This window comes from Bradyrhizobium sp. SZCCHNRI3043 (genome assembly GCF_032377735.1).
In the GTDB taxonomy this organism is placed as follows: Bacteria; Pseudomonadota; Alphaproteobacteria; order Rhizobiales; family Xanthobacteraceae; genus Bradyrhizobium.
The window spans coordinates 123,176-144,607 of the sequence record NZ_JAUHID010000010.1 but is presented as its reverse complement, the minus strand read 5'-3'; the positions used below and the strand labels follow the sequence as shown (position 1 = coordinate 144,607).

Sequence of the window (21,432 nt, the reverse complement as noted above, 5' to 3'; positions counted from 1 at the left end):
CATCAGAGGATCTTGCCATGACCATTACGCGCCGTAACGTCCTGCTTGGAGCCACCGCTGCCGCTGCTCTCGGTCCGATCGCCGCCCGCGCCCAGACGTCGGAAGTGAAGATCGGCGTCATCTATCCGTTCTCGGGCGCCAGCGCCCAGATCGGCGTCGACGCGCAGCGCGCGTTCGAGACGGCGGCCGAGATCATCAACGGCAAATACGACTACGACCTGCCGCTGGCCCGTACCGAGGGTCTGCCGGGTCTCGGCGGCGCCAAGATCAAGCTGGTGTTCGCCGATCATCAGGCGGATCCGCAGAAGGGCCGCGCCGAGGCCGAGCGCCTGATCACGCAGGAGAAGGTCGCAGCCGTCATCGGCTCCTACCAGAGTGCCGTCGCGGTTACCGCGAGCCAGATCTGCGAGCGCTACCAGATTCCGTATCTCTCCGCCGACAACTCCTCGCCGAGCCTGCATCGCCGCGGCTTGAAATACTATTTCCGCGCCGCGCCGCATGACGAGATGTTCTCGCAGGCGATGTTCGACTTCTTCGATGCGATGAAGAAGAAGGGCACCAAGATCGAGACGCTCGCGCTGTTCCACGAGGACACGATCTTCGGCACGGATTCGAGCAACGCCCAGCTCAAGCTCGCCAACGAGCGCGGCTACAAGATCGTCGCCGACATCAAGTACCGCGCCAACTCGCCGTCGCTGTCGGCCGAGGTGCAGCAGCTCAAGGCGGCCAATGCCGACGTGCTGATGCCGTCGAGCTACACCACCGACGGCATCCTGCTGGTCAAGACCATGGCCGAGCTCGGCTACAAGCCGAATGCGATCGTGGCGCAGGACGCCGGCTTCTCGGAGAAGGCGCTGTATGACGCGGTCGGCGACAAGCTCGAAGGCGTGATCTCGCGCGGCTCGTTCTCGCTCGATCTCGCCGCCAAGCGGCCGATGGTCGGCAAGATCAACGACATGTTCAAGGCCAAGTCGGGCAAGGATTTCAACGACTACTCCTCGCGGCAGTTCATGGGCCTGATCGTGATGGCCGATGCCATCAACCGCGCCAAGTCTGTTGACGGCGAGAAGATCCGCGACGCGCTGGCCGCGACCGACATGCCGGGCGAGCAGACCATCATGCCGTGGAAGCGCGTGAAGTTCGACGAGAGCGGCCAGAACAACGACGCGGATCCGGTGCTGCTGCAATATGTCGGCGGCAAGTTCGTCACCATCTTCCCGACCCAGGCCGCGGTGGCCCAAGCCACCTGGCCGATGAAGTAGCAACCTCGAGTGTCGTCCCGGGCAAGCCGCGACGCGCGTCAGCGCGTGGCGGCGCCGACCCGGGACCCATACTCCGAGGCCGTGGTTGGACGATGATTGGTCGTCGTCGTGCCCCACAAAAACAGTCGTGGTTATGGGTCCTGGCTTTCGCCAGGACGACACCAAGTGTCACATCGAGAGTGGGGCAAGATCTGTGACAGCAGAAACAATCATCCAAAGTCTCGCCAGCGGCCTCTTGATGGGCCTGCTCTACGGCCTGATCGCCGTGGGGCTGGCGCTCATCTTCGGGCTGATGGACGTCGTGAACTTCGCCCATGGCGAGTTCCTGATGATCGCGATGTACGCGACCTTCTTCCTGTTCGCGTTCTTTGCGCTCGACCCGTTGCTTGCGGCGCCGCTGGTCGCCGCCGCTCTGTTCGTGTTCGGGGCCGTGGTCTATCTGCTGATCGTCAGATTCGCGGTCCGTGCCAAGGCCAATACCGGCATGGTGCAGATCTTCTCCACCTTCGGGCTCGCGGTGCTGATGCGCGGGGTCGCGCAGTATTTCTTCACGCCGGACTATCGCAGCATTCCGCACTCCTGGCTCGGCGGCAAGACGATCTCGATCGCGGGGATCTACCTGCCGCAGCCGCAACTGGTCGGTGCGCTGATCGCGATCGCGGCCTTCGCCGGGCTCTATTTCTTCATCCACCGCACCGATTTCGGCCGGGCGCTGGAGGCGACGCGAGAGGATGCCGGCGCGGTGGCGCTGGTCGGCATCGACAAGAACAAGGTGTTCGCGCTCGGCTGGGGCCTTGGAGCTGCGCTGGTCGGTCTTGCCGGCGCGGTCATGGCGATCTTCTTCTACGTCTTCCCCGATGTCGGCGCGTCGTTCGCGACCATCGCCTATGTGACGGTCGCGCTCGGCGGCTTCGGCAGCGTATTCGGCGCCTTTGCCGGCGGCATCGTCGTCGGCCTGGTCGAGGCCATCACCACGCTGATCCTGCCGCCGTCACTCAAGACCGTCGGTATCTACGGCGTCTATCTCCTCGTCGTCTTCATCCGCCCGCGCGGCCTGTTCGGATCGATCTGATGGACAAGGCATTCATCCAACGCCGCCGGCGCGACCTCGTCCTCGCCGCCTTCCTCGCCGCGGTCGCGGCCGCGGTGCCGCTGTTCGTCAAGGACGTCTACGTCCAGAACATCATGGTGCTGACCCTGATGTATGCGGCGCTGTCGCAGAGCTGGAACATCCTGTCCGGCTATTGCGGCCAGATCTCGCTGGGACACGCGCTGTATTTCGGGCTTGGCGCCTACACCACCGCGATCCTGTTCACCAAGTTCGGCGTGCTGCCGTGGTTCGGCATGCTCGCTGGCGGTCTCATCTCAGCCGTCATTGCGATGGCGCTCGGCTATCCCTGCTTCCGGCTCGGCGGCCATTACTTCGTGATCGCAACCATCGTGATCGCGGAGATCACGCTGCTGCTGTTTCAGAACTGGGACTGGGCGGGTGCGGCGCTCGGCATCGACATTCCGGTGCGGCGCGACTCGTGGCTGACCTTCCAGTTCACCCGCTCCAAGCTGCCGTACTTCTACTTTGCGCTCGTGCTCGCCTGCGTCGCCTGGTTCGTGACCTGGTGGCTGGAGGATTCGAAATGGGGCTATTGGTGGCGCGCGGTGAAGGACAACCCGGTCGCCGCCGAGAGCCTCGGCGTCGACGTGTTCAACTCCAAGATGGGCGCAGCGGCCGTCTCGGCCTTCCTGGTCGCGATCGGCGGCAGCTTCTATGCGCAGTTCGTGTCCTACATCGATCCTGAAAGCGTGATGGGATTCCAGTTCTCGCTCTTGATGGCGCTCCCGGCCGTGCTCGGCGGCATCGGCACCTTGTGGGGACCGATGCTGGGCGCGGTCATCCTGATCCCGCTGACCGAGCTGACCCGCTCCTTCATCGGCGGCTCCGGCCGCGGCGTCGACCTGATCGTGTATGGCGGCCTGATCGTTGCGATCTCGTTGGCGCGGCCGCAGGGTCTGGTCAGCCTGTTCTCGCGCAAGCCGAAGCCGGCCGCTCAGCCGGCGCGAGAGGCGGTGGCGTCATGACCGCGCTGCTGGAAACCCGCAACATCACCCAGCGCTTCTCGGGCCTGACGGCGAACTCCGACGTCTCGATCTCGGTCGGGCGCGGCGAGATCGTCGGCCTGATCGGGCCGAACGGCGCCGGCAAGTCGACCTTGTTCAACCTGATTGCCGGCGCGTTCAAGCCGACTGAAGGCGCGATCATCTTCGACGGCGAGGACGTCACGGCGCTGCCGGCAGCCGAGCGCTGCCAGCGTGGCATCGGCCGCACCTTCCAGGTCGTGAAGAGCTTTGAGAGCATGACGGTGATCGAGAACGTCATCGTCGGCGCGCTGGTGCGCAACACTGTCATGCGCGAGGCGCGGCGGAAGGCGCATGACGTGCTGGCCTTCTGCGGGCTCGATACGCGTGCCGACGTGCTGGCGAGCGATCTCGTCCCGTCGGAGAAGCGGCGGTTGGAAGTGGCCCGCGCGCTCGCGACCGAGCCGAAGCTGCTGCTGCTCGACGAGGTGCTGACCGGCCTGACGCCGGTCGAGTCACAAAAGGGCGTCGAGCTCGTGCGCCGCGTGCGCGACACCGGCATCACGGTGCTGATGGTCGAGCACGTCATGGAGATCGTGATGCCGCTGGTCGACCGCGCCATCGTGCTCGATCTCGGCAAGGTGCTGATCGAAGGCAAGCCCAAGGATGTCGTCCGCGATCCCAAAGTCATTTCCGCCTATCTTGGAGACCGCCATGCTGTCGGTGCGTGACGTCACCACCGCCTATCAGGGCCTGGTCGCGATCTCGAACGTCTCGATCGACGTCAACAAGGGCGAGATCGTCTGCGTCGCCGGCGCCAATGGCGCCGGCAAGTCGACGCTTCTGAAATCGATCGCCGGCGCCGAGCGGCCGCGTGCCGGCGCCGTCACCTTCGACGGCAATCGCATCGACGGCATGGCGCAGCATCTGATCACGGCCAAGGGCATTGCCTATGTGCCGGAGAACCGGCGGCTGTTTCCGCGGCTCTCGGTACGCGACAACTTGAGGCTCGGCAGCTATCTGTATCGCGGTGAGGCCAACCGCGAGGAGCCGCTCGACTTCGTATTCACACTGTTTCCGCGGCTGTCCGAGCGGCTCGAGCAGCGCGCCGAGACCTTGTCCGGCGGCGAGCAGCAGATGCTGGCGATCGGCCGCGCTTTGATGACCCGGCCGCGGCTTCTGATGCTCGACGAGCCGTCGCAGGGCATCATGCCGAAGCTGGTCGACGAGATCTTCCAGGCCGTCAAGCGCATCCGCGATGCCGGCATGACCGTGCTGATCGTCGAGCAGCGCATGGCCGAATGCCTGGAGATCGCCGACCGCGCCTACATCCTCCAGACCGGCCGCGTCCTGATGCAGGGCACGGCGGCTGAGATCAGCGGCAACAAGGATGTGCGGAAGGCGTATCTGGGGCTGTGATCGACTGTGTGCTTCGCAGCCGCCGAGCCGCTGCAAAGCAAGGGTAATACAGGGTTCTTGCTGCGGCCCCCTGGATCGCTTTGCTCGGTATGACGGAGTATGTGGGGGCTCCCGTGCCCACCACGACCGTCATTGCGAGCGGAGCGAAGCAATCCAGAATGCCAGACCAGTAGGAGGTCTGGCATTTGTTCTCTCGGTATTTCGAAATCACGATCGGAAGAATCAGGTCAGAGCATCGTACAAGTCATTCCATTGCGGATTGATCGCCTCGATCAGTGCCAATTTCTTCTTTCGGCTGCCTGCCTTGATCTGTTTCTCGCGTTCGATCGCGGCTACCATCGTTTCATGGACTTCGTACCAGACGAGCAGCTTGCACCCGTATGTCTTGGTGAATCCCGGAACGAGACCTTCACGATGTTGGTACGCGCGTTTAGGCAGGTCGCTGGTCACACCAACATAGAGCGCTCCATTGCGCCTGTTCGCCATGATGTAGACGCAGGGTTGTTTCATCGGATCGGCTACGAGGTCCGGGGCGACCGGAGTGGAGCGAGGTTATCCAGAGTCTTTTCCGCTGCCCCTGGATCGCTTCGCTGCGCTCGCGATGACGGAGTATGAGGAGGAGACGGCGCCCACCACAGCCGTCATTGCGAGCGCAGCGAAGCAATCCGGGGATTCCAGCCGATTAGAAGGTATGGATTGTTTCAGCGCAAGACCGCCTCGCAATGACCGAGGCCGCGTTATGATCCGTCGTAGCTTACACCATGCCCTTACCAGCGTCGGAGCCCTGGCGGCGCTGGCGGGCCTGCAGCACCAGGATCACGGACAGCGCGGCGAAGATCACCACGAACGACACCGCCGAGGTCAGCGTGCCCAGCGCGTAGATGTCGGGCTTCGTCACCGTCGTTGTCAGGCCCTGCAGCTCCAGCGGCAGGGTGTTGACGGAGCCGATGGCCTGGCTGGAGCGGGCGAGCTCGTCCCAGGAGAGCGTAAAGCCGAACAGGCCGATGCCGACCACGCTGGGCAGGATGATCGGCAGCACGACGTGGCGGAAGGTCTGCCAGGGCGTGGCGCCGAGGTCGCGTGCGGCTTCCTCCAGCCGGCCGTCGAAGCGGTTGAAGATCGCGAACATGATCAGGAGGCCGAACGGCAAGGTCCAGGTGAGATGCGCACCCAGGCCCGACGTGAACAGGCCCATGGCCGTGGTATAGCCGTCAGCGAGCCAGCCGAGCCCGACATTGGCGCCGTGCTTGTTGACGAAGTCGTCGATCAGGCGGAATTCGAGCGCGATGCCGAGCGAGGTGATGATCGACGGCATGATCAGGCTGGCGATGGCCGTGTAGAACAGCACCGAGGCGCCGCGGAACGGCTTGCGGAAGGCCATGCCTGCGGCGACCGACAGCACCACTGTGATCACCATCACGACGAGCCCGAGCGCCAGCGACCGCTTGAACGCCGCGCCGATATCGACGATGCCGCCGCCGGAAAACACTTTTCCGAACCAGGTCAGCGACACCCCGTTCATCGGAAAGGTGAGGCCGCCGTCAGGCCCCTGGAATGACAGGATGTAGATCGCGATCATCGGCCCGTACAGGAACAGCACATAGGCCGAAAAGAACAAGGCGAGGATGTAGAACGAGCGCGGCCGCTTGTCGCCCATGGCTCAGAGCTCCTTGCGCACGTCGACGATCCGCGTCAGCGCGGAGATGATGATGATGGTGATACCGAGCAGGATCACGGCATTGGCGGCGGCGGCCGGGAATTGCAGCGCGGAGAGGCGCGCTTCGATGATCTTGCCGGCGGAGGCAATCTGCTGGCCGCCCATCACGCCGATGGTGACAAAGTCGCCCATGACGATCGTGATGACGAAGATCGAGCCGATCACGATGCCGGGCTTCGACAGCGGAATGACGATGTTGACCAGTGTCTGCCAGCCCGACGCGCCGGCATCATAGGCGGCCTCGATCAGCCGCTTGTCGATGCGGATCATCGAATTGAAGATCGGCACCACCATGAAGAACGTGAACAGGTGCACCAGCGCCAGCACCACCGAAAATTCGGAGAACAGCAGCCATTCGATCGGCTTGTTGACGAATCCTGCGCCGACCAGGCCCTGGTTGACGAGGCCGTTGCGGCCGAGCAGGGGGATCCAGGCGATCATTCTGATGACGTTGGAGGTCCAGAACGGGATCGTGCACAACAGCGACAGCACGATCTGCCAGGTCTTGCTGCGAACGTGGAAGGCGAGGAAATAGGCGACCCAGAAGCCGATCATCAGCGTCAGGCCCCAGGTCAGGAGGCACAGCTTCAGCGTCTTGAGATAGGTCTTCAGGATGGTGCACAGCTCGGGCAGGTTGGCGACGCAGCCCTCGAACGTGTCGGTGTAGCCGCGGAAGCTGAACGCCGGGATCATCTCATATTCGTTGTAGTCCCAGGCGCTGACGACGACGACGAGCACGAGCGGCAACAGGAAGAACAGCGCGAACACCAGCATCATCGGGCCGGCCTGCAGCCAGGCGATCGAGCGCATGGTGATCTTGCGCAAAGCGCTCTCCGCCGGCGCCACGCTGTCAGGCGAATTGTCGATCGTCACGGCCACGGATGCAACCTGTCGTCCTGTGTGTGCGGGGAGAGAGAGAAGGAGGCCTGCCGCGCGGGAAAGCACGGCACGGCAGGCCGGGATCGTCACATCAGGCGGCGATGAACTCGTTCCATTTGCGGACCATGTAGTCGTTCTCGTCCATGACCGCGTTCCAGCACACGACGTTGCCCATGCGGTCCTCGTAGGAGCCGCCATCGCGCACGGCGCCGGCCTTCTCCATCAGGGTGCCGTCCGGCGCCTTGATGTCGGCCTTCGCCGGCTTGCCTTCCATCCAATAGCCCCACTCGTCCTCGGTCATGTTGGCCTTGGCGGTGGAGAGCACGGCCGAGTAGTAACCCTGGCGGTTGAGATAGGCGCCGGCCCAGCCGGACAAGTACCAGTTGACGAACTCATAGGCCCAGTCGAGCTTCGGGCCGCCGGCCACCGCCTTGGAGACGCAGAAGCCCGAGGCCCATGAGCGGTAGCCTTCCTTGAGCGGCTGGAAGGTGCAGGGGATGCCCATCGACCGCACCTTGGTGACCGCCGGCGACCACATCGACTGGATCACGGTCTCGCCCGAGGCCATCAGGTTGACGGACTCGTTGAAGTCCTTCCAGAACGCGCGGAACTGGCCGGCCTTCTTGGCCTCGGTCAGGACCTTCATCGTCAGGTCGATCTCGGCCTTGGTCATGTTGCCCTTGTCGGCATATTTGTACTGGCCGGTCGCCTCGACGACGAGGGCGGCGTCCATGATGCCGATCGAGGGGATGTTGAGGATCGAGGCCTTGCCCTTGAATTCGGGGTTGAGCAGCTCGGCCCAGGAGTTGATCGGGCGCTTGATCAGGTCGGGACGGATGCCGAGCGTGTCGGCATTGTACACGGTCGGGATCAAGGTGACGAACTCGGTCGGCGTCGCCGAGAACGTCTTGGAGTTCGGGCCGTCGAGATAGAGCACCTTCCACGGCGCGGTGCCCTGGCCGCCGATCTTCTTGCCGTTCGGCAGCTCGCCCTTGGTGAAGACGGGCGTGATGTTGTCGAACTCCTTGATCTTGCGCGCATCGAGCGGAAAGATGTTGCCGGACGGCACCAGCTTCTTCAGCGAGAAGTATTCGGTGTCGAGCACGTCGAAGGAGTTCGGCTGGGTGATGACGCGCTTGGTCACGTCGTCGGTCGTCGCCGTGATGTATTCGATCTTGATGCCGGTGTCGGCGAGGCATTTCTTCGAGATCTCGTCGCCCTCGTTCACGGCGGTGCCGAGATAGCGCAGCACCTTGGCGTCGGCTGCGTGGACATAGGGCGCGCTGAGCAGCGTGCCCGAGCCGGCGAGACCGGCGACGCCCGCCGCGCCCTTGAGCAGCGCGCGGCGGCTGATGGATGTTGTCTTCGATCGGTCGGTCATGATCATCTCCTTGGGAAAACGAGCAAACGAAATCAGGCGACCAGCTCAGCGGCCGGTGCGGCGGCGGCTGCGGGACGGGTCGTCAGCGCATCGGCGAGCGCCGGATTCCAGGTGACGACGACGCGCTCGCCGATGCTGTGGGTCTGTGCATCGAACTGATCGTCGCTGAGCTGCGCCGAGATCTCGGGGCCACCATCGGTCGCCACCGCGACCAGCACGTAGGTGCCCTGATATTCGATCTTGCTGATCGTGCCCGGCACCGCCGGACCGTCGATCGCCGCATTCGGCGCCTTGAGCTGGATGCGGTCGACGCGCACCGCGAAGGTCTCGCCGTTCAGCGGGATCACGTTGTGGCCACCGATGAAGCGGGCGGCGAATTCGGTGCGCGGATGATTGAAGATCTCGCGCGGGCTGCCCTGCTGCTCGATGCGGCCGCCATTCATCAGCACCACGAGGTCGGACAGCGCCATGGCCTCGTCCTGGCCGTGGGTGACGTGGACGAAGGTGAGGCCGAGCTCGCGCTGCAGCCGCTTCAGCTCGGCCCGCATGCGCAGGCGCAGGAACGGATCGAGCGCCGACAGCGGCTCGTCGAGCAGGAGGATCTGCGGCGAGGTGATCAATGCGCGCGCCAGCGCCACGCGCTGTTGTTGTCCGCCGGAGAGCTGCGCCGGCAGGCGGCCGGCATAGCTCTGCATGTCCACCAGCTCGAGCAGCTCGCGTGCCTTTGCGTGGCGCTCGGGCTTGGCGACGCCCTTCATCTTCAGCGCAAACGCCACGTTGTCGATCACCGAGAGATGCGGAAACAGTGCGTAGGACTGGAACATCATCGCGGTGCCGCGCCCGGCGGGCGGCAGCTCGGTGACGTTCTTGGCGCCGACGATGATGTCGCCCGATGTCGCCGATTCATGGCCGGCGATCATGCGCAGGGTGGAGGTCTTGCCGCAGCCGGACGGACCGAGCAGGCAGCAATAGGAGCCGGCGGGAATCCGCAGATCGATCGCGTCGACGGCGGTGACGTGACCGTACATCTTCGTCACCCTCACCAGTTCCAAGCTCGCGCCCGCCGCCATCCGCCCTCCGTCGTCCTGTTGCGTGTCGGTCATGATCGCGGCTCGCTCCATCGGGCGGCTGCGATCCGATCCGTCTGATGTCTGCAACGGATATGCCAAGGGTCGCCGTGGGGGTGGGGCAGTGCGCGAAGATTGCGCGTTGGGCGAGATGCGTATGCAACGTTCGAAAGGGCATTCCCCGGTCCCGGCGGCAGCCCGCTCAGATCGGGCGCCGATCCGGCCAAACAGCCGCGCCCACGCCGATGTGGAGGCATTTTGCCCTTGTCCTTTCGTGCTCCGGGCGTGCTGAGCGATGGGCTGCAATCGATGGTGGAAGAGCGGGGCGCATCCTCGCGCCGCGGCAGTGGTGTGCTGCCGGTGCCGTCCTTGTTCGATCGATCCGCCCGTGATTGCTGCCGCAGCCTTATCTTGCCTCAATATTAGGCATCGTTGCCGTCTGGAGGCAAGGCAGCTTGATCAGTGACAAGGCGGCGCAGGCTCCGCGGCATGCATGCAGGCAGGCCGGGCGGGATGCTAGACCCGCCGTGCCCGCGATCTGGCCTGCGCGGCGGCCACCAGCATGCGCTCGGCGATGTCGCGCAGCTCGCTGACCGCGATTGGATCGGAGGCGGCGAACGCGTCATAGGAGTCGGTTGCGATCGGAAACCAGCGATAGAAGCGGGCCTCGTCATAGAGCACCCGCACAGCGGCATCGATCTCGGCTGGCGTTGTTGCGGGATATTGCATGCCCATCCATCCGGACCGGTGGGATCAGTGATGATCGCTGTGATCGGGCAGGCCGAGGCCGAACACTTTCACCAGATCGTCGACCTGCTGCGGCGAGAGGTGACGTGGGTTGAGCCCGCGCAGCAGCAGATACAGCTTTGCAGTCTCCTCGAGCTCCTCCATCGCGAACACGGCGGCTTCCAGCGTATCGCCGGACACCACCGGCCCGTGATTGGCGAGCAGCACCGAGGCGTATTTGCCGGCGAGACCCTTGATGGCATCGGCTACCGCGGGATCGCCGGGACGATGATAGGGCACCAGCGCGGTCTGACCGCAGCGCATTAAATAATAAGGTGTCAGCGGCGGCAGCGCGGCGCGCGGATCGATGTCCGGCAGCATCGAGATCGCGACCGAATGGGTCGAGTGCAGATGCACCACGGCGCGGGCAGCATTGCGCGTCTGGTACAGCGCGGTGTGCAGCGGCACCTCCTTGGTCGGCGCGTCGCCCGAGACCAGCTTTCCCGCGGCATCGAGCCGCGACAAACGGGCCGGATCGAGAAAGCCGAGCGAGGCATTGGTCGGCGTGACCAGCCAGCCGCCATCATCGAGCCGCACGCTGATGTTGCCGGAAGAGCCCGGCGTCAGCCCGCGCTCGAACAGCGAGCGGCCGAACCGGCAGATGGCCTCGCGAATCGCAGTTTCCGCCACGGGACTTTCCTCGCATTTCGCTCTTTGGCCGCTTTGTCTCACGCTTTGGCAACGCGGCCAAGCCGTGATACCCAGAGTGCAGTCCGGGGCAACCGGACGTCACCAGGAAACGCTTCAGGGATCTGCCGCATGCCGTCGCCATCGCAATTGAAAGTCGCCGTGATCGGGCTCGGCTCGATGGGGTTCGGCATGGCGACCTCGCTGAAACGCGCAGGCTTCGAGGTGACCGGATGCGATGTCTCGGCGGATGCCGTAGCGCGCCTCGTCGCCGACGGCGGCAAAGGCGCGGCGAGCCCGGCCGAGGCGGCGCGAGGTGCCGACATCGTGGTCAGTGTCGTCGTCAACGCGGCGCAGACGGAAGCCATCCTGTTCGGCCCCGGCGGTGCTGCCGAAACCATGCCGAAGGACTCCGTGTTCGTCTCCTCCGCGACCATGGACCCTGACGTCGCGCGGCGGCTCGCGAAGCAGCTCGAAGCCACCGGCCGGCACTACCTCGACGCGCCGATCTCCGGCGGCGCGCAGCGCGCCGCGCAGGGCGAGCTGACGATCCTGGCCTCGGGCAGCGCGGCTGCGTTTGCCAAGGCGCGGCCGGCGCTCGATGCGATGGCGGCCAAGCTCTATGAGCTCGGCGATGCGGCCGGGCAGGGCGCCGCGTTCAAGATGATCAACCAGCTGCTCGCCGGCGTGCACATCGCAGCCGCCAGCGAGGCCATCGCCTTTGCCGCCAAGCAGGGCCTCGACATCCGCAAGGTCTATGAGGTCATCACAGCCTCGGCCGGCAATTCCTGGATGTTCGAGAACCGCATGCCGCACGTCCTCGACGGCGACTACACGCCGCGCAGTGCGGTCGAGATCTTCGTCAAGGATCTCGGCATCATCCAGGACATGGCGCGCAGCCATCGTTTTCCGGTGCCCGTCTCGGCCGCCGCGCTGCAGATGTTCCTGATGACGTCGGCCGCCGGCATGGGCCGCGACGACGACGCCTCGGTGGCGCGGATGTACGCGCAGGTCACCGGCACGACGCTGCCGGGCTCCTCCAAGTAGCAAGCAGTACGACGAGTTTTCACGCCATGCCCCGTTTCGCCGCCAATCTCTCGATGATGTTCACCGAGCATCCGTTCCTCGACCGCTTCGCCGCCGCCGCCAAGGCCGGCTTCACCGCGGTCGAATTCCTGTTTCCCTATGATTATCCGGCCGAGGAGGTCGGCAAGCGGCTGCACGGCAACGGCCTGACGCAAGCGTTGTTCAACCTGCCGCCCGGCAACTGGGATGCCGGCGAGAAGGGCTTTGCCGCGCTGCCCCAGCGCTTCGATGATCTCAAGGCGAGCCTCGAGACGGCGCTGCCCTATGCCAAGGCCACCGGCGTGAAGCGGCTGCACCTGATGGCGGGGATTGCCGAGCGCGGCGATGCGAAGGCGGTCGAGGCGTATTACAAGTCGGTGGCATGGACGGCCGAGTTCTTCGCGCCCCATGGCCTCGACGTCGTGATCGAGCCGATCAATGCGCGCAACGTGCCCGGCTACTTCCTCAACGATTTCGGCTTCGCCCGCGATCTCATCCGCGAGCTGAAGATTCCAAATCTCAAGCTGCAATTCGACATCTATCACTGCCAGATCATCCATGGCGACGTCACCATGCGGCTGCGCGAGATGATGGACATCATCGGCCACATCCAGATCGCCAGCATTCCCTCGCGCAACGAGCCCGACGGCGAGGAGCTGAACTATCCGTTCCTGTTCGCCGAGCTCGACCGGCTGGGCTATGCCGGCTTCGTCGGCTGCGAGTACAATCCGCGCGGTCGCACCGAGGACGGGCTCGGCTGGTTTGTGCCCTACAAGGGAGTGAAGCCGTGACCTTGAAGCTCGGCTGCATCGCCGATGACTACACCGGCGCCTCCGACCTCGCCAACACCTTGACTCGCGCCGGCCTGCGCACGGTGCAGACGATCGGCGTGCCGGCTGATGACCTCACGCTGCCGGAGGTCGATGCCGTCGTGGTGTCGCTGAAGAGCCGGTCGATCGAGGCTTCGCTTGCCGTGGCCCGCTCACGCGAGGCCGACAAATGGCTGCGCGCACGGGGGGCCGACCACGTGCTGTTCAAGATCTGCTCGACGTTCGATTCCACCGACGCCGGCAATATCGGCCCTGTCATGGATGCGCTCGCCGGTGATGCGGGCGACGGCATCGTGCTGGTGACCCCGGCCTTCCCGGAAACCAGGCGGACCGTCTATCAAGGCAACCTCTTCGTCGGCAGCGTGCCGCTCAACGAGAGCCCGCTCAAGGATCATCCGCTCAACCCGATGCACGACGCCAATCTGGTGCGCGTGCTGGCGCGCCAGAGCCGCAGGAAAATCGGCTTGGTCGACCTCGCCGCTGTCGTGCACGGGCCGGAGGCGATCGGCCACAGGCTGCAGGAATTGGCCGCGCAGGGCATTGGTGCGGCGATCGTCGACGCCGTGTTCGACGCCGACCTGATTGCGATCGGCGCGGCCGCCTTGAAGAACCGGGTCTCTGTCGGCGCGTCCGGCATCGGGCTCGGGCTGGCGCGCGCTTTGGTCGAGGCCGGGCACGTGCATACCCACGGCTTGGCGCATCACGCGGATGCACCCGTCGGCGGCATGGCGGCCTGCCTCGCCGGAAGCTGCTCGCAGGCGACGCTGCAGCAGATTGCGCAGGCCGAGACCATCATGCCGGTGCTGCATCTCGATGCGGCGGGCCTGGTCGCCGGTCCGGACGAGGCGCAGCGCGCGCTGGCCTGGGCGCGTGAGCGCATTGCCAAGGGGCCTGTGCTGATTGCCTCCAGCGCGACGCCGGATCAGGTCAGCGCGCTGCAATCCAGGCACGGCCGCGAAGCGGCGGGGCACGCCATCGAGCAGGCGATGGCCGATCTCGCCGAGGGGCTGATTGAGGCCGGCGTGCGGCGGTTGATCGTCGCCGGCGGCGAGACCTCGGGCGCCGTCGTTGACCGGCTGGGGATTCCCGGCTTCCTCGTTGGTCCAGAGATCGCGGCCGGCGTGCCAGTGCTTCGCGCAATCGGCGCGCAGGGCGGCGACATGCTGCTGGCGCTGAAGTCCGGCAATTTCGGCGGGCCGCAGTTCTTCGCCGACGCGCTCGGGCTGATGCGCTAACTGCGCGTCAGCCGACTGCCGGCTGCGTCGGCCTGTGCCGGATTTTGGAACGACGTGCTGGGCCTCGGTCCCGATCTCATCATCTGCTTAGTTTGTGAGCCGTCGCTCGGCACGGCAGCGCCGCCGTGCCGCCATAAGCATCGGGACGCACACTGAAAAAGCAGAAGTTTTTTGCGTGTAATGCCCGATAACTCCCGTAAATTAACGGTCTCTAGGGACCTCACCGCTATACCTCCGGTACGGACCGTCGCGTGACGCGTCCATCTGTGGGTAGGGCAATGAAACTGAATCGGATCGGCTACAAACTCGGGCTTGCTGGCGCCATCGGCGCATCTCTCGCGGTCGGCATGATCGCAAATCAGATGATTGCCGAGAGAGCGGTCAACGAAGCCAATCAGCGGGCGGAGAGCTCCCGGCGCGTGGTCGAGAGCGTCATGTCGGCCAGCATCAACATGCAGCAGACCCAGCTCGCGGGCCGCTCGGCCCGGCTGGCGCGGGTGCCGGCCGATGCCGAGAAGGCCGCTGCCGACATTCAGCAGTTCTCGGCCGCGATGGTCACGGACATCGACGGCGCCCTTGCGAACGTGGCGACGGCCGAAAATCGGTCTCGGCTGAGCCGGCTCAAGGAGCTGATGACGAACTACGCCGCCGGCGCGGTGGAGCTTGCCCAGGCGCAGAAGGCGCTGCTGCTGCAGATCGACAAGCGGAGCGCTGTCTCCAACGAGTGGACCAACGGTCTCAAGGCGCTGCTCGCCTCGCCGGCGCTGCCGAAACTTGCCTTCCGCGAGCGCGTCGAGCGGCAGCTTCATGCGGCCGATGCCAAGCTGAACTACATGCGGTCCCAGGCCTGGCGGTTCGGCATGACCGGGGATGCCGTGACGATCGCGCATCTGAAGCAGACGGTGCCGATCCTGAAGAGCTCGCTGACCGATGCCCGCATGCTGGCCGATGACCGCGAGATCCAGGCGACGATCAGCAAGCTCAACGGCATCGCGTCGGACTTCGTCGCTGCGAACGACGAGGTGGTCAAGATCGAAGGAATCAAGGAAGCGGTGCTGCGCGACCGTACGCTGGTCTATCTCGGCGAGGCCGGCGAACTCATGACGGCAGCGATCCAGGATGCCCGCGCGCGCAACGCCAGCGCAAGATTTGATGCCGACGAGGTGGCCGCGCAGGCGAGCCGCATCATGCTGATCGTCGGACTGGCCGTCCTGGCATCGGTGCTCAGCTCGGTCGTCTTCTCGTTCCTGGGAATCGCCCGTCCGTTGACCCGGCTCAATGCGGCGCTCGGTGAGATGGCGCGTGGCCGGCTCGACATCGTCATCCCCGGTGCATCGCGCGGCGACGAGATCGGCGATCTTGCCAAGACCGTGACGGTGATCCGGGGCAACGCGGAGGAGAAGGCGCGTGCCGAGGCCGAAACGAAGAATGCACAGGACGCGATCGCGGCGCGCCAGCGCAAGGCCGACATGCAGCGGCTGGCCGAGCAGTTCGAAGCCGCGGTCGGCGAAATCGTGAACACCGTCTCGTCGGCCTCGAGCCAGCTCGAGCAGTCCGCCACCACGCTGACCCAGGCCGCGACGCGCTCGCAAGGCTTGACGACGGCGGTTGCGTCTGCCTCGGAGGAAGCCACGACCAACGTCCAGTCGGTGGCGTCTGCGACCGAGCAGATGGCCTCGTCGGTCACCGAGATCAGCCGTCAGGTGCAGGAATCGGCGCGCATCGCCAACGACGCCGTCGGCCAGGCCCGCACCACGACCGGGCGTGTCAGCGAGCTGTCCAAGGCTGCCACCCGCATCGGCGATGTCGTCGAACTGATCAACACGATTGCCGGCCAGACCAACCTGCTGGCGCTCAACGCCACCATCGAGGCGGCGCGCGCCGGCGACGCCGGCCGCGGCTTCGCGGTCGTCGCCTCCGAGGTCAAGGCGCTGGCGGAGCAGACCGCGAAGGCAACCGGCGAGATCGGCCAGCAGATCTCGAGCATCCAGGTCGCGACGCAGGAGTCGGTCAGCGCCATCAAGGAGATCTCCTCCACGATCGAGAAGCTGTCGGAAATCTCCTCGACCATCGCAGCGGCTGTCGAAGAGCAGGGTGCGGCGACGCAGGAGATCTCACGCAACGTTCAGCAGGCCGCGCATGGCACGCAGCAGGTCTCGTCCAACATCGCCGATGTCGAGCGCGGCGCGGCCGAGACCGGGTCGGCCTCGGCCCAGGTGCTCTCAGCGGCACAGGCGCTGTCCGGCGACAGCAATCGCCTCAAGCAGGAGGTCGCGAGCTTCCTCGGCTCGGTGCGGGCGGCGTAACGCTGAGCAGCGGAAGCGACGAACTGCTGGTCGCGCGGGGGATTGGAAGGCCGGAGCATCGAACGCTCCGGCCTTCTGCGTTTTCTGGCCCAACAGGGACAGTCCGCGGCCCCGTCGCCCGCGGCTTTTCTGTTCGCGCTACATCGACGCCGGAAAACTAACTTGCGTAGTCAATCTGCGTTTTTAACTTACGTTAAGAGTCAGCGTGTAGGGTCTGGTCATTCGCGGCCAACGCGCAGTCGAGCCCCACGGGCAAACGGCGCTTCTCTCGTTCGGTCGCACGGCATGAGATGACGCGCCGCACGGCCAAGCCGGAGCGCGTTACCGATCTGGACGGGCAACGATCACTTTTCGATCGCTGCTCCGTATTTGCACGGACATGGTCTTAACCAGACTTAATTTTAGCTCCCGTAGCTTCCACGCGTGGGCTGCGGGCCCGTTTGCGTGACGACGAGGCGAGCCCACGCCCGTCGTCGACGTGATCTGTCCCCGAGCGCCCCCAGCATGAGTCGCGCCGTGGAGACCGACATGTCCTTTGCAATGCCCCATCGCCTCAAGCTCACCATCGGGATCAAGATCTATGCCCTGATCGGTCTGAGCTTCCTCGGCCTGATCGGCCTGACTGCCTTCAATTCCCGCGAGCTCGCCGCAGGCCTCAAGCAGCAGAAGCAGCTCGAGCTCCGGCATCTGACCGAGCTCGCGCTCGGCATCTTCGCCGAGGAGCATGCGGCCGCGCAGAAGGGGACGATCTCGGTCGCCGAGGCGCAGAAGCGCGCTCTCGAGCGCGCCTCCCAGCTGCGTTATGGCGGCAATGAGTATTTCTTCGTCACGGACATGACCGCGAAGATGCTGATGCATCCGATCTCGACCAAGCTGGTCGGGCAGGACGTCGCGGACATGAAGGATCCGAACGGCAAGAAGCTGTTCATCGAGATGATCGATGTGGTTCGCCAGCATGGCCGCGGCTTCGTCGACTACGATTGGCCGAAGCCCGGCTCCGAGACGCCGCAGCCCAAGCTGACCCATGTCGCGGGGTTCGCACCCTGGAATTGGCTGGTCGGAACCGGCGTCTATATCGATGACCTCTCGGCGCAGGCCTGGGCCTCGACGCGGCAGTCGTTGACGGCGGCCGGGATCGTGCTGCTGATCCTGCTCGTCGTGTCGACGCTCGTCGGGCGCGGCATCACCAACCCGCTACATCGCATGACCAGCGCGATGAAGAGCCTCGCCGGCGGCCGTCTCGACGTCGAGGTCCCCGGCGTGGGACGCGGCGACGAGATCGGCGAGATGGCCGGCGCCGTCGAGGTGTTCAAGAGCAATGCGGTCGCACGTCACGCGCTGGAAGCGGAGCAGAAGGAAGCCGAGCAGCGGGCGCTGGCCCGGCAAGGCCGACATGCACAAGATGGCCGACGACTTCGAAAGCGCCGTTGGCGAGATCGTCGAGACGGTCTCGTCGGCTTCGTCCAGGCTGGAAGTGTCGGCGGACACGTTGAGCAAGACGGCGGTCCGCGCCGGCGAGCTCGCAACCACGGTGGCGGCCGCGTCGGAGGAAGCGTCCACCAACGTGCAATCCGTCGCCTCGGCCACCGAGGAGATGACGTCCTCGGTCACCGAGATCGGCCGCCAGGTGCATGAATCGGCGCGCATGGCCAATGAAGCGGTCGAGCAGGCGAAGAAGACCAACGAGCGGGTGAGCGAGCTGTCGCGCGCGGCGAGCCGCATCGGCGACGTGGTCGAGCTGATCAACAGCATTGCCGGGCAGACCAATCTGCTGGCGCTGAACGCCACCATCGAGGCGGCGCGTGCCGGCGAGGCGGGGCGGGGCTTCGCCGTGGTCGCCGCCGAGGTCAAGGCGCTGGCGGAGCAGACCGCCAAGGCGACCGACGAGATCGGCCAGCAGGTGGCCGGCATCCAGGCGGCGACACAGGAATCGGTCGCGGCGATCAGGCTGATCTCCGGCAGCATCGAGCGGCTGTCGGAGGTTTCCTCGACGATTGCTGCCGCCGTCGAAGAGCAGAACGCCGCGACCAAGGAAATCTCGCGCAACGTGCAGCAGGCGGCGCACGGCACGCAGCAGGTTTCCGTCAACATCACCGACGTGCAGCGCGGCGCGACCGAGACCGGCTCGGCGTCGACCCAGGTGCTGGAGGCGGCCCAGGGTCTGTCGACAGACAGCAACCGCCTCAAGCGCGAGGTCAGCCGCTTCCTGCAGACGGTCCGCGCGGCCTGAGAGGCCGGCAGCAATCTCATCAGCTAAATCAGCGATCCAACCAACGTGTCTCAACGAGTTTGAAGCTCCGCCATGATCACCTTTCTTGACTTCCGGCCCCGCCACGAGGTGGTAAGCTGGATGCGATCGTTCGCGAATTCCTCGGCGATCATCCTCGCCCTCATGTTCACTACATCGATCCATGCAGCGCCCGGCGACAACCTCGCCGTCGTGCGCGACCTCAGTGGCAGGATCGGTCCCGTCATCGGGGCAGCCCTTGCCTGTAGCGATATCCCTCGGCCGCGTATCCAAGCCATCATCGGCAAGTTCCAGGCCGTCATCCGGGAGGCCTCGAACAACGACGGCGATCGAAACGAGCTGACGCGCCAGTTCGACCGCTTCATCGCCGACGGTCGCGCGGCCGTGGCGAGTGGCCGCCAGGACTGCCGACGGGCCGAGCTCCAGCTCGGAGAGATCGAGCGATCGATCGGCGCACCCGCAACGGCGGCCGGCGCGCCGCCGGATGCGACGCTCCCGGTCGCTGCGGCTGGCGCGACGAGTGCTGTGCCTGCTCCATCGGTTCGCGGCGTCACGGAGCGTGACGTCACGTTCGGCAGCGTCTTGCCGCTGTCGGGCGCGAACAAGGAATCAGGACGTCTGCTCAAGGTCGGTATCGAAGCCGCCTTCAACCATGCCAACGACGCCGGCGGGGTCAATGGCCGGATGCTCAAGCTCGCCGTCGCCGATGACGGCTATGATCCGAACCGCACGCTCGATGCCATGAAGCAGCTCTACGAGAAGGAGCGCGTGTTCGGCTTCGTCGGCAGTTTCGGGACCGTGACCGCGGCCGTTGCAATTCCATATTCGCTCGAGCGCCGGATGCTGTTCTTCAGCCCCTACACCGGTGCGAACGTCTCGCGCCACGATCCGCCGGACCGCTACGTCTTCAACTATCGCCCGAGCTATTCGGAAGAAGCCGATGCGCTGGTCCGTTACCTGGTGAAGCTGCGCCGAGTGCCGCCGCGCCAGATCGCGCTGTTCGCGCAGGACGATTCGTTTGGGGATGCAGGCTTTGCCGGCGTGGCGAAGGCATTTCGCGTCCTGGGCCTCAGCGACGCTGCGATCCTGCGCGTCAACTACACCCGCAACACCGTGGATGTGGAGCCCGCGATCAACCAGCTCAAGGCACAGAAGGTGCCCGTCCGTGCGGTCATCATGGTCGCGACTTCGCGCGCGGCAGCGAAGTTCATCGAAAAGGCGCGCGACGCGCTTCCCGGCGTCGTCTTCGTCAATGTGTCGGCGGTCGGTGCATCGGCGCTTGCCAACGAGCTCATGCTGCTTGGTTCGCGATACGCCTCCGGGGTCATCGTGACCCAGACCGTTCCCGCCGTCTCCGGCTATTCGAGCGTGGTGCTCGACTACAAGGCCGCGCTGGCGAAGCATTTCCCCGGCGAGCCGCCGGACTACACCTCGCTCGAGGGCTACATCGAGGCGAGCATCCTGATTCAAGCCCTTAAAAAGGCCGGTCCGCAGCTCGATACCGAGCGGTTGATCGATACCCTCGAGTCGATGCGCAACATCGATCTCGGTCTTGGAGCCTTGCTCAACTTCGGCCCCGCCGAACATCAGGCCTCGCACAAGATCTGGGGCACGGCGCTCGACGAGACCGGCGCCTATCAGGCGATCGAGCTGGAGTGACCCGCAGCGCGGGATAAAAAGGGGGAGCGAGCGCCAGCATGTGCGGCCCATGGCGGCCGCATCGCAAGCGCGAGATGCAGCAGCTCGCAATCATCGAGATGCTGTCGGCGATTTCTTCGGCCGTCGGCTGCAGATGCCGTCGGGCGACACCCCCTCAGGCGCGAGGTCGGACGTTTCCTGGTCGCGTCGGCCACCGAGGAGCTGTCCTCCTCGGTGACCGAGATCAGCCGCCAGGTGCCGGAATCGGCCCGCATGGCGAGCGAGCCCGTCAACCGGGCGCGGCGGACAAACGACCAGGTGAGCGAGCTGTCCAGGGCCGCCGCGCGGATCGGCGACGTCGTCGAGCTCATCAACACCATCGCCGGCCAGGCCAACGTGCTGGTGCTCAAGGCCACCATCGAAGCGGCGCGCGCCGGCGAAGCCGGCCGCGGCTTCGCGGTGGTTGCCACCGAGGTCAAGGCGCTGGCCGGGCAGACCTCGAAGGCGACCGGCGAGATCGGTCAGCAGATTTCCGGCATCCAGAGCGCGACCCAGGAATCGGTCGGCGCCATCAAGGAGATTTCCGGCACCATCGAGCGGCTCTCGGAGATCGCCTCGACCATCGCTGCTGCGGTCGAGGAGCAGGGGGCGGCGACGCAGGAGATCTCCCGCAACGTCCAGCACGCCTCGCAGGGCACCAAGGACGTCTGGTCCAACATCATCGAGGTGCAGGGCGGCGCCAATGAAACCGGCTCCGCCTCGTCCGAGGTGTTGTCCGCCGCGCAGGCGCTGTCGTCCGACAGCAACCGGTCGAAGGCCGGAGTCAGCCGATTCCTGGAGACTGTCCGCGCCGCCTGAGTGCGCACGGCCGCCGATGATAGGAGGGCGCGGCTGCGCAA

The 21,432-nt window shown here is 65.4% G+C and carries 17 protein-coding genes and 2 pseudogenes; 12 read left to right on the top strand and 7 right to left on the bottom strand.

Annotation, left to right across the window (positions count from 1 at the left end):
* Positions 1-17 precede the first annotated feature (17 nt).
* The 5 genes from QX124_RS20600 (at position 18) to QX124_RS20580 (ending at position 4,754) form a co-directional block, all read left to right on the top strand.
* Positions 18-1,262 carry an ABC transporter substrate-binding protein gene (locus tag QX124_RS20600; RefSeq protein ID WP_315737226.1) on the top strand — a complete coding sequence of 415 codons (1,245 nt, stop codon included), beginning with the start codon at positions 18-20 and terminating at the stop codon, positions 1,260-1,262.
* Positions 1,263-1,455: 193 nt separating this feature from the next.
* Positions 1,456-2,334 (top strand): branched-chain amino acid ABC transporter permease, encoded by an 879-nt coding sequence (locus tag QX124_RS20595; RefSeq protein ID WP_315737227.1) that lies wholly within the window; start codon positions 1,456-1,458, stop codon positions 2,332-2,334.
* Positions 2,334-3,338, top strand: coding sequence for a branched-chain amino acid ABC transporter permease (locus tag QX124_RS20590; RefSeq protein WP_315737228.1), 1,005 nt, complete (start codon positions 2,334-2,336; stop codon positions 3,336-3,338). The genes QX124_RS20595 and QX124_RS20590 overlap by 1 nt, the downstream gene beginning before the upstream one ends.
* The gene (locus tag QX124_RS20585) at positions 3,335-4,066 is read left to right on the top strand and encodes an ABC transporter ATP-binding protein (RefSeq protein WP_315757783.1); all 732 of its coding nucleotides are present in this window, start codon (positions 3,335-3,337) and stop codon (positions 4,064-4,066) included. The genes QX124_RS20590 and QX124_RS20585 overlap by 4 nt, the downstream gene beginning before the upstream one ends.
* Complete coding sequence (locus QX124_RS20580; protein WP_315776444.1) at positions 4,050-4,754, top strand: ABC transporter ATP-binding protein; 705 nt, start codon at positions 4,050-4,052, stop codon at positions 4,752-4,754. Before QX124_RS20585 ends, QX124_RS20580 begins: the two co-directional genes overlap by 17 nt.
* 222 nt (positions 4,755-4,976) lie before the next feature.
* On the opposite strand, the gene QX124_RS20575 is transcribed toward QX124_RS20580, so the two are convergent.
* From QX124_RS20575 to QX124_RS20545, 7 genes are all read right to left on the bottom strand, one after another.
* Positions 4,977-5,264, bottom strand: coding sequence for a GIY-YIG nuclease family protein (locus QX124_RS20575; RefSeq protein WP_315798110.1), 288 nt, complete (start codon positions 5,262-5,264; stop codon positions 4,977-4,979).
* Between the two features lie 244 nt (positions 5,265-5,508).
* On the bottom strand, positions 5,509-6,411 hold the full coding sequence (locus QX124_RS20570) for an ABC transporter permease (RefSeq protein WP_315737232.1): 903 nt from the start codon (positions 6,409-6,411) through the stop codon (positions 5,509-5,511).
* A gap of 3 nt (positions 6,412-6,414) precedes the next feature.
* A complete protein-coding gene (locus QX124_RS20565; protein WP_315798109.1) occupies positions 6,415-7,350 on the bottom strand; it encodes an ABC transporter permease in 936 nt (311 codons plus the stop codon).
* Between the two features lie 91 nt (positions 7,351-7,441).
* Positions 7,442-8,731, bottom strand: coding sequence for a PotD/PotF family extracellular solute-binding protein (locus QX124_RS20560; RefSeq protein WP_315798108.1), 1,290 nt, complete (start codon positions 8,729-8,731; stop codon positions 7,442-7,444).
* Positions 8,732-8,763: 32 nt separating this feature from the next.
* Positions 8,764-9,801, bottom strand: coding sequence for an ABC transporter ATP-binding protein (locus QX124_RS20555; RefSeq protein ID WP_315798138.1), 1,038 nt, complete (start codon positions 9,799-9,801; stop codon positions 8,764-8,766).
* 513 nt (positions 9,802-10,314) lie between these two features.
* Positions 10,315-10,527, bottom strand: a complete 213-nt coding sequence (locus QX124_RS20550; protein WP_315798107.1) for a hypothetical protein — start codon at positions 10,525-10,527, stop codon at positions 10,315-10,317.
* A gap of 24 nt (positions 10,528-10,551) precedes the next feature.
* A complete protein-coding gene (locus QX124_RS20545) occupies positions 10,552-11,214 on the bottom strand; it encodes an aldolase (RefSeq protein ID WP_315798106.1) in 663 nt (220 codons plus the stop codon).
* A 120-nt stretch (positions 11,215-11,334) separates the two neighbouring features.
* On the opposite strand from QX124_RS20545, the gene ltnD reads away from it, so the two are divergent.
* The 7 genes and pseudogenes from ltnD to QX124_RS20510 form a co-directional block, all read left to right on the top strand.
* Positions 11,335-12,258, top strand: a complete 924-nt coding sequence (gene ltnD, locus QX124_RS20540; RefSeq protein ID WP_409997724.1) for an L-threonate dehydrogenase — start codon at positions 11,335-11,337, stop codon at positions 12,256-12,258.
* 26 nt (positions 12,259-12,284) lie between these two features.
* Positions 12,285-13,067, top strand: a complete 783-nt coding sequence (otnI, locus tag QX124_RS20535) for a 2-oxo-tetronate isomerase (protein ID WP_315798105.1) — start codon at positions 12,285-12,287, stop codon at positions 13,065-13,067.
* Positions 13,064-14,341 (top strand): 3-oxo-tetronate kinase, encoded by a 1,278-nt coding sequence (gene otnK / locus QX124_RS20530; protein WP_315798104.1) that lies wholly within the window; start codon positions 13,064-13,066, stop codon positions 14,339-14,341. The genes otnI and otnK overlap by 4 nt, the downstream gene beginning before the upstream one ends.
* A gap of 278 nt (positions 14,342-14,619) precedes the next feature.
* Positions 14,620-16,647, top strand: coding sequence for a HAMP domain-containing methyl-accepting chemotaxis protein (locus QX124_RS20525; protein WP_315798103.1), 2,028 nt, complete (start codon positions 14,620-14,622; stop codon positions 16,645-16,647).
* A gap of 528 nt (positions 16,648-17,175) precedes the next feature.
* Positions 17,176-18,877, top strand: a pseudogene (locus tag QX124_RS20520) (methyl-accepting chemotaxis protein).
* Between the two features lie 72 nt (positions 18,878-18,949).
* Complete coding sequence (locus tag QX124_RS20515) at positions 18,950-20,554, top strand: ABC transporter substrate-binding protein (protein WP_315798102.1); 1,605 nt, start codon at positions 18,950-18,952, stop codon at positions 20,552-20,554.
* Between the two features lie 180 nt (positions 20,555-20,734).
* Positions 20,735-21,391 (top strand): annotated as a pseudogene (locus QX124_RS20510) (methyl-accepting chemotaxis protein); the annotation flags it as partial.
* Between the last annotated feature and the right edge of the window lie 41 nt (positions 21,392-21,432).

Excerpts from the sequence above, each read along its gene's own strand:
- QX124_RS20515 (WP_315798102.1), top strand. The coding sequence starts at position 18,950 with ATGATCACCTTTCTTGACTTCCGGCCCCGCCACGAGGTGGTAAGCTGG.
- QX124_RS20590 (WP_315737228.1), top strand. The coding sequence starts at position 2,334 with ATGGACAAGGCATTCATCCAACGCCGCCGGCGCGACCTCGTCCTCGCC.
- otnI (WP_315798105.1), top strand. The coding sequence starts at position 12,285 with ATGCCCCGTTTCGCCGCCAATCTCTCGATGATGTTCACCGAGCATCCG.
- QX124_RS20560 (WP_315798108.1), bottom strand. The coding sequence starts at position 8,731 with ATGACCGACCGATCGAAGACAACATCCATCAGCCGCCGCGCGCTGCTC.
- QX124_RS20580 (WP_315776444.1), top strand. The coding sequence starts at position 4,050 with ATGCTGTCGGTGCGTGACGTCACCACCGCCTATCAGGGCCTGGTCGCG.
- QX124_RS20575 (WP_315798110.1), bottom strand. The coding sequence starts at position 5,264 with ATGAAACAACCCTGCGTCTACATCATGGCGAACAGGCGCAATGGAGCG.
- QX124_RS20585 (WP_315757783.1), top strand. The coding sequence starts at position 3,335 with ATGACCGCGCTGCTGGAAACCCGCAACATCACCCAGCGCTTCTCGGGC.
- QX124_RS20555 (WP_315798138.1), bottom strand. The coding sequence starts at position 9,801 with ATGGCGGCGGGCGCGAGCTTGGAACTGGTGAGGGTGACGAAGATGTAC.
- QX124_RS20550 (WP_315798107.1), bottom strand. The coding sequence starts at position 10,527 with ATGCAATATCCCGCAACAACGCCAGCCGAGATCGATGCCGCTGTGCGG.
- QX124_RS20600 (WP_315737226.1), top strand. The coding sequence starts at position 18 with ATGACCATTACGCGCCGTAACGTCCTGCTTGGAGCCACCGCTGCCGCT.
- QX124_RS20570 (WP_315737232.1), bottom strand. The coding sequence starts at position 6,411 with ATGGGCGACAAGCGGCCGCGCTCGTTCTACATCCTCGCCTTGTTCTTT.
- QX124_RS20525 (WP_315798103.1), top strand. The coding sequence starts at position 14,620 with ATGAAACTGAATCGGATCGGCTACAAACTCGGGCTTGCTGGCGCCATC.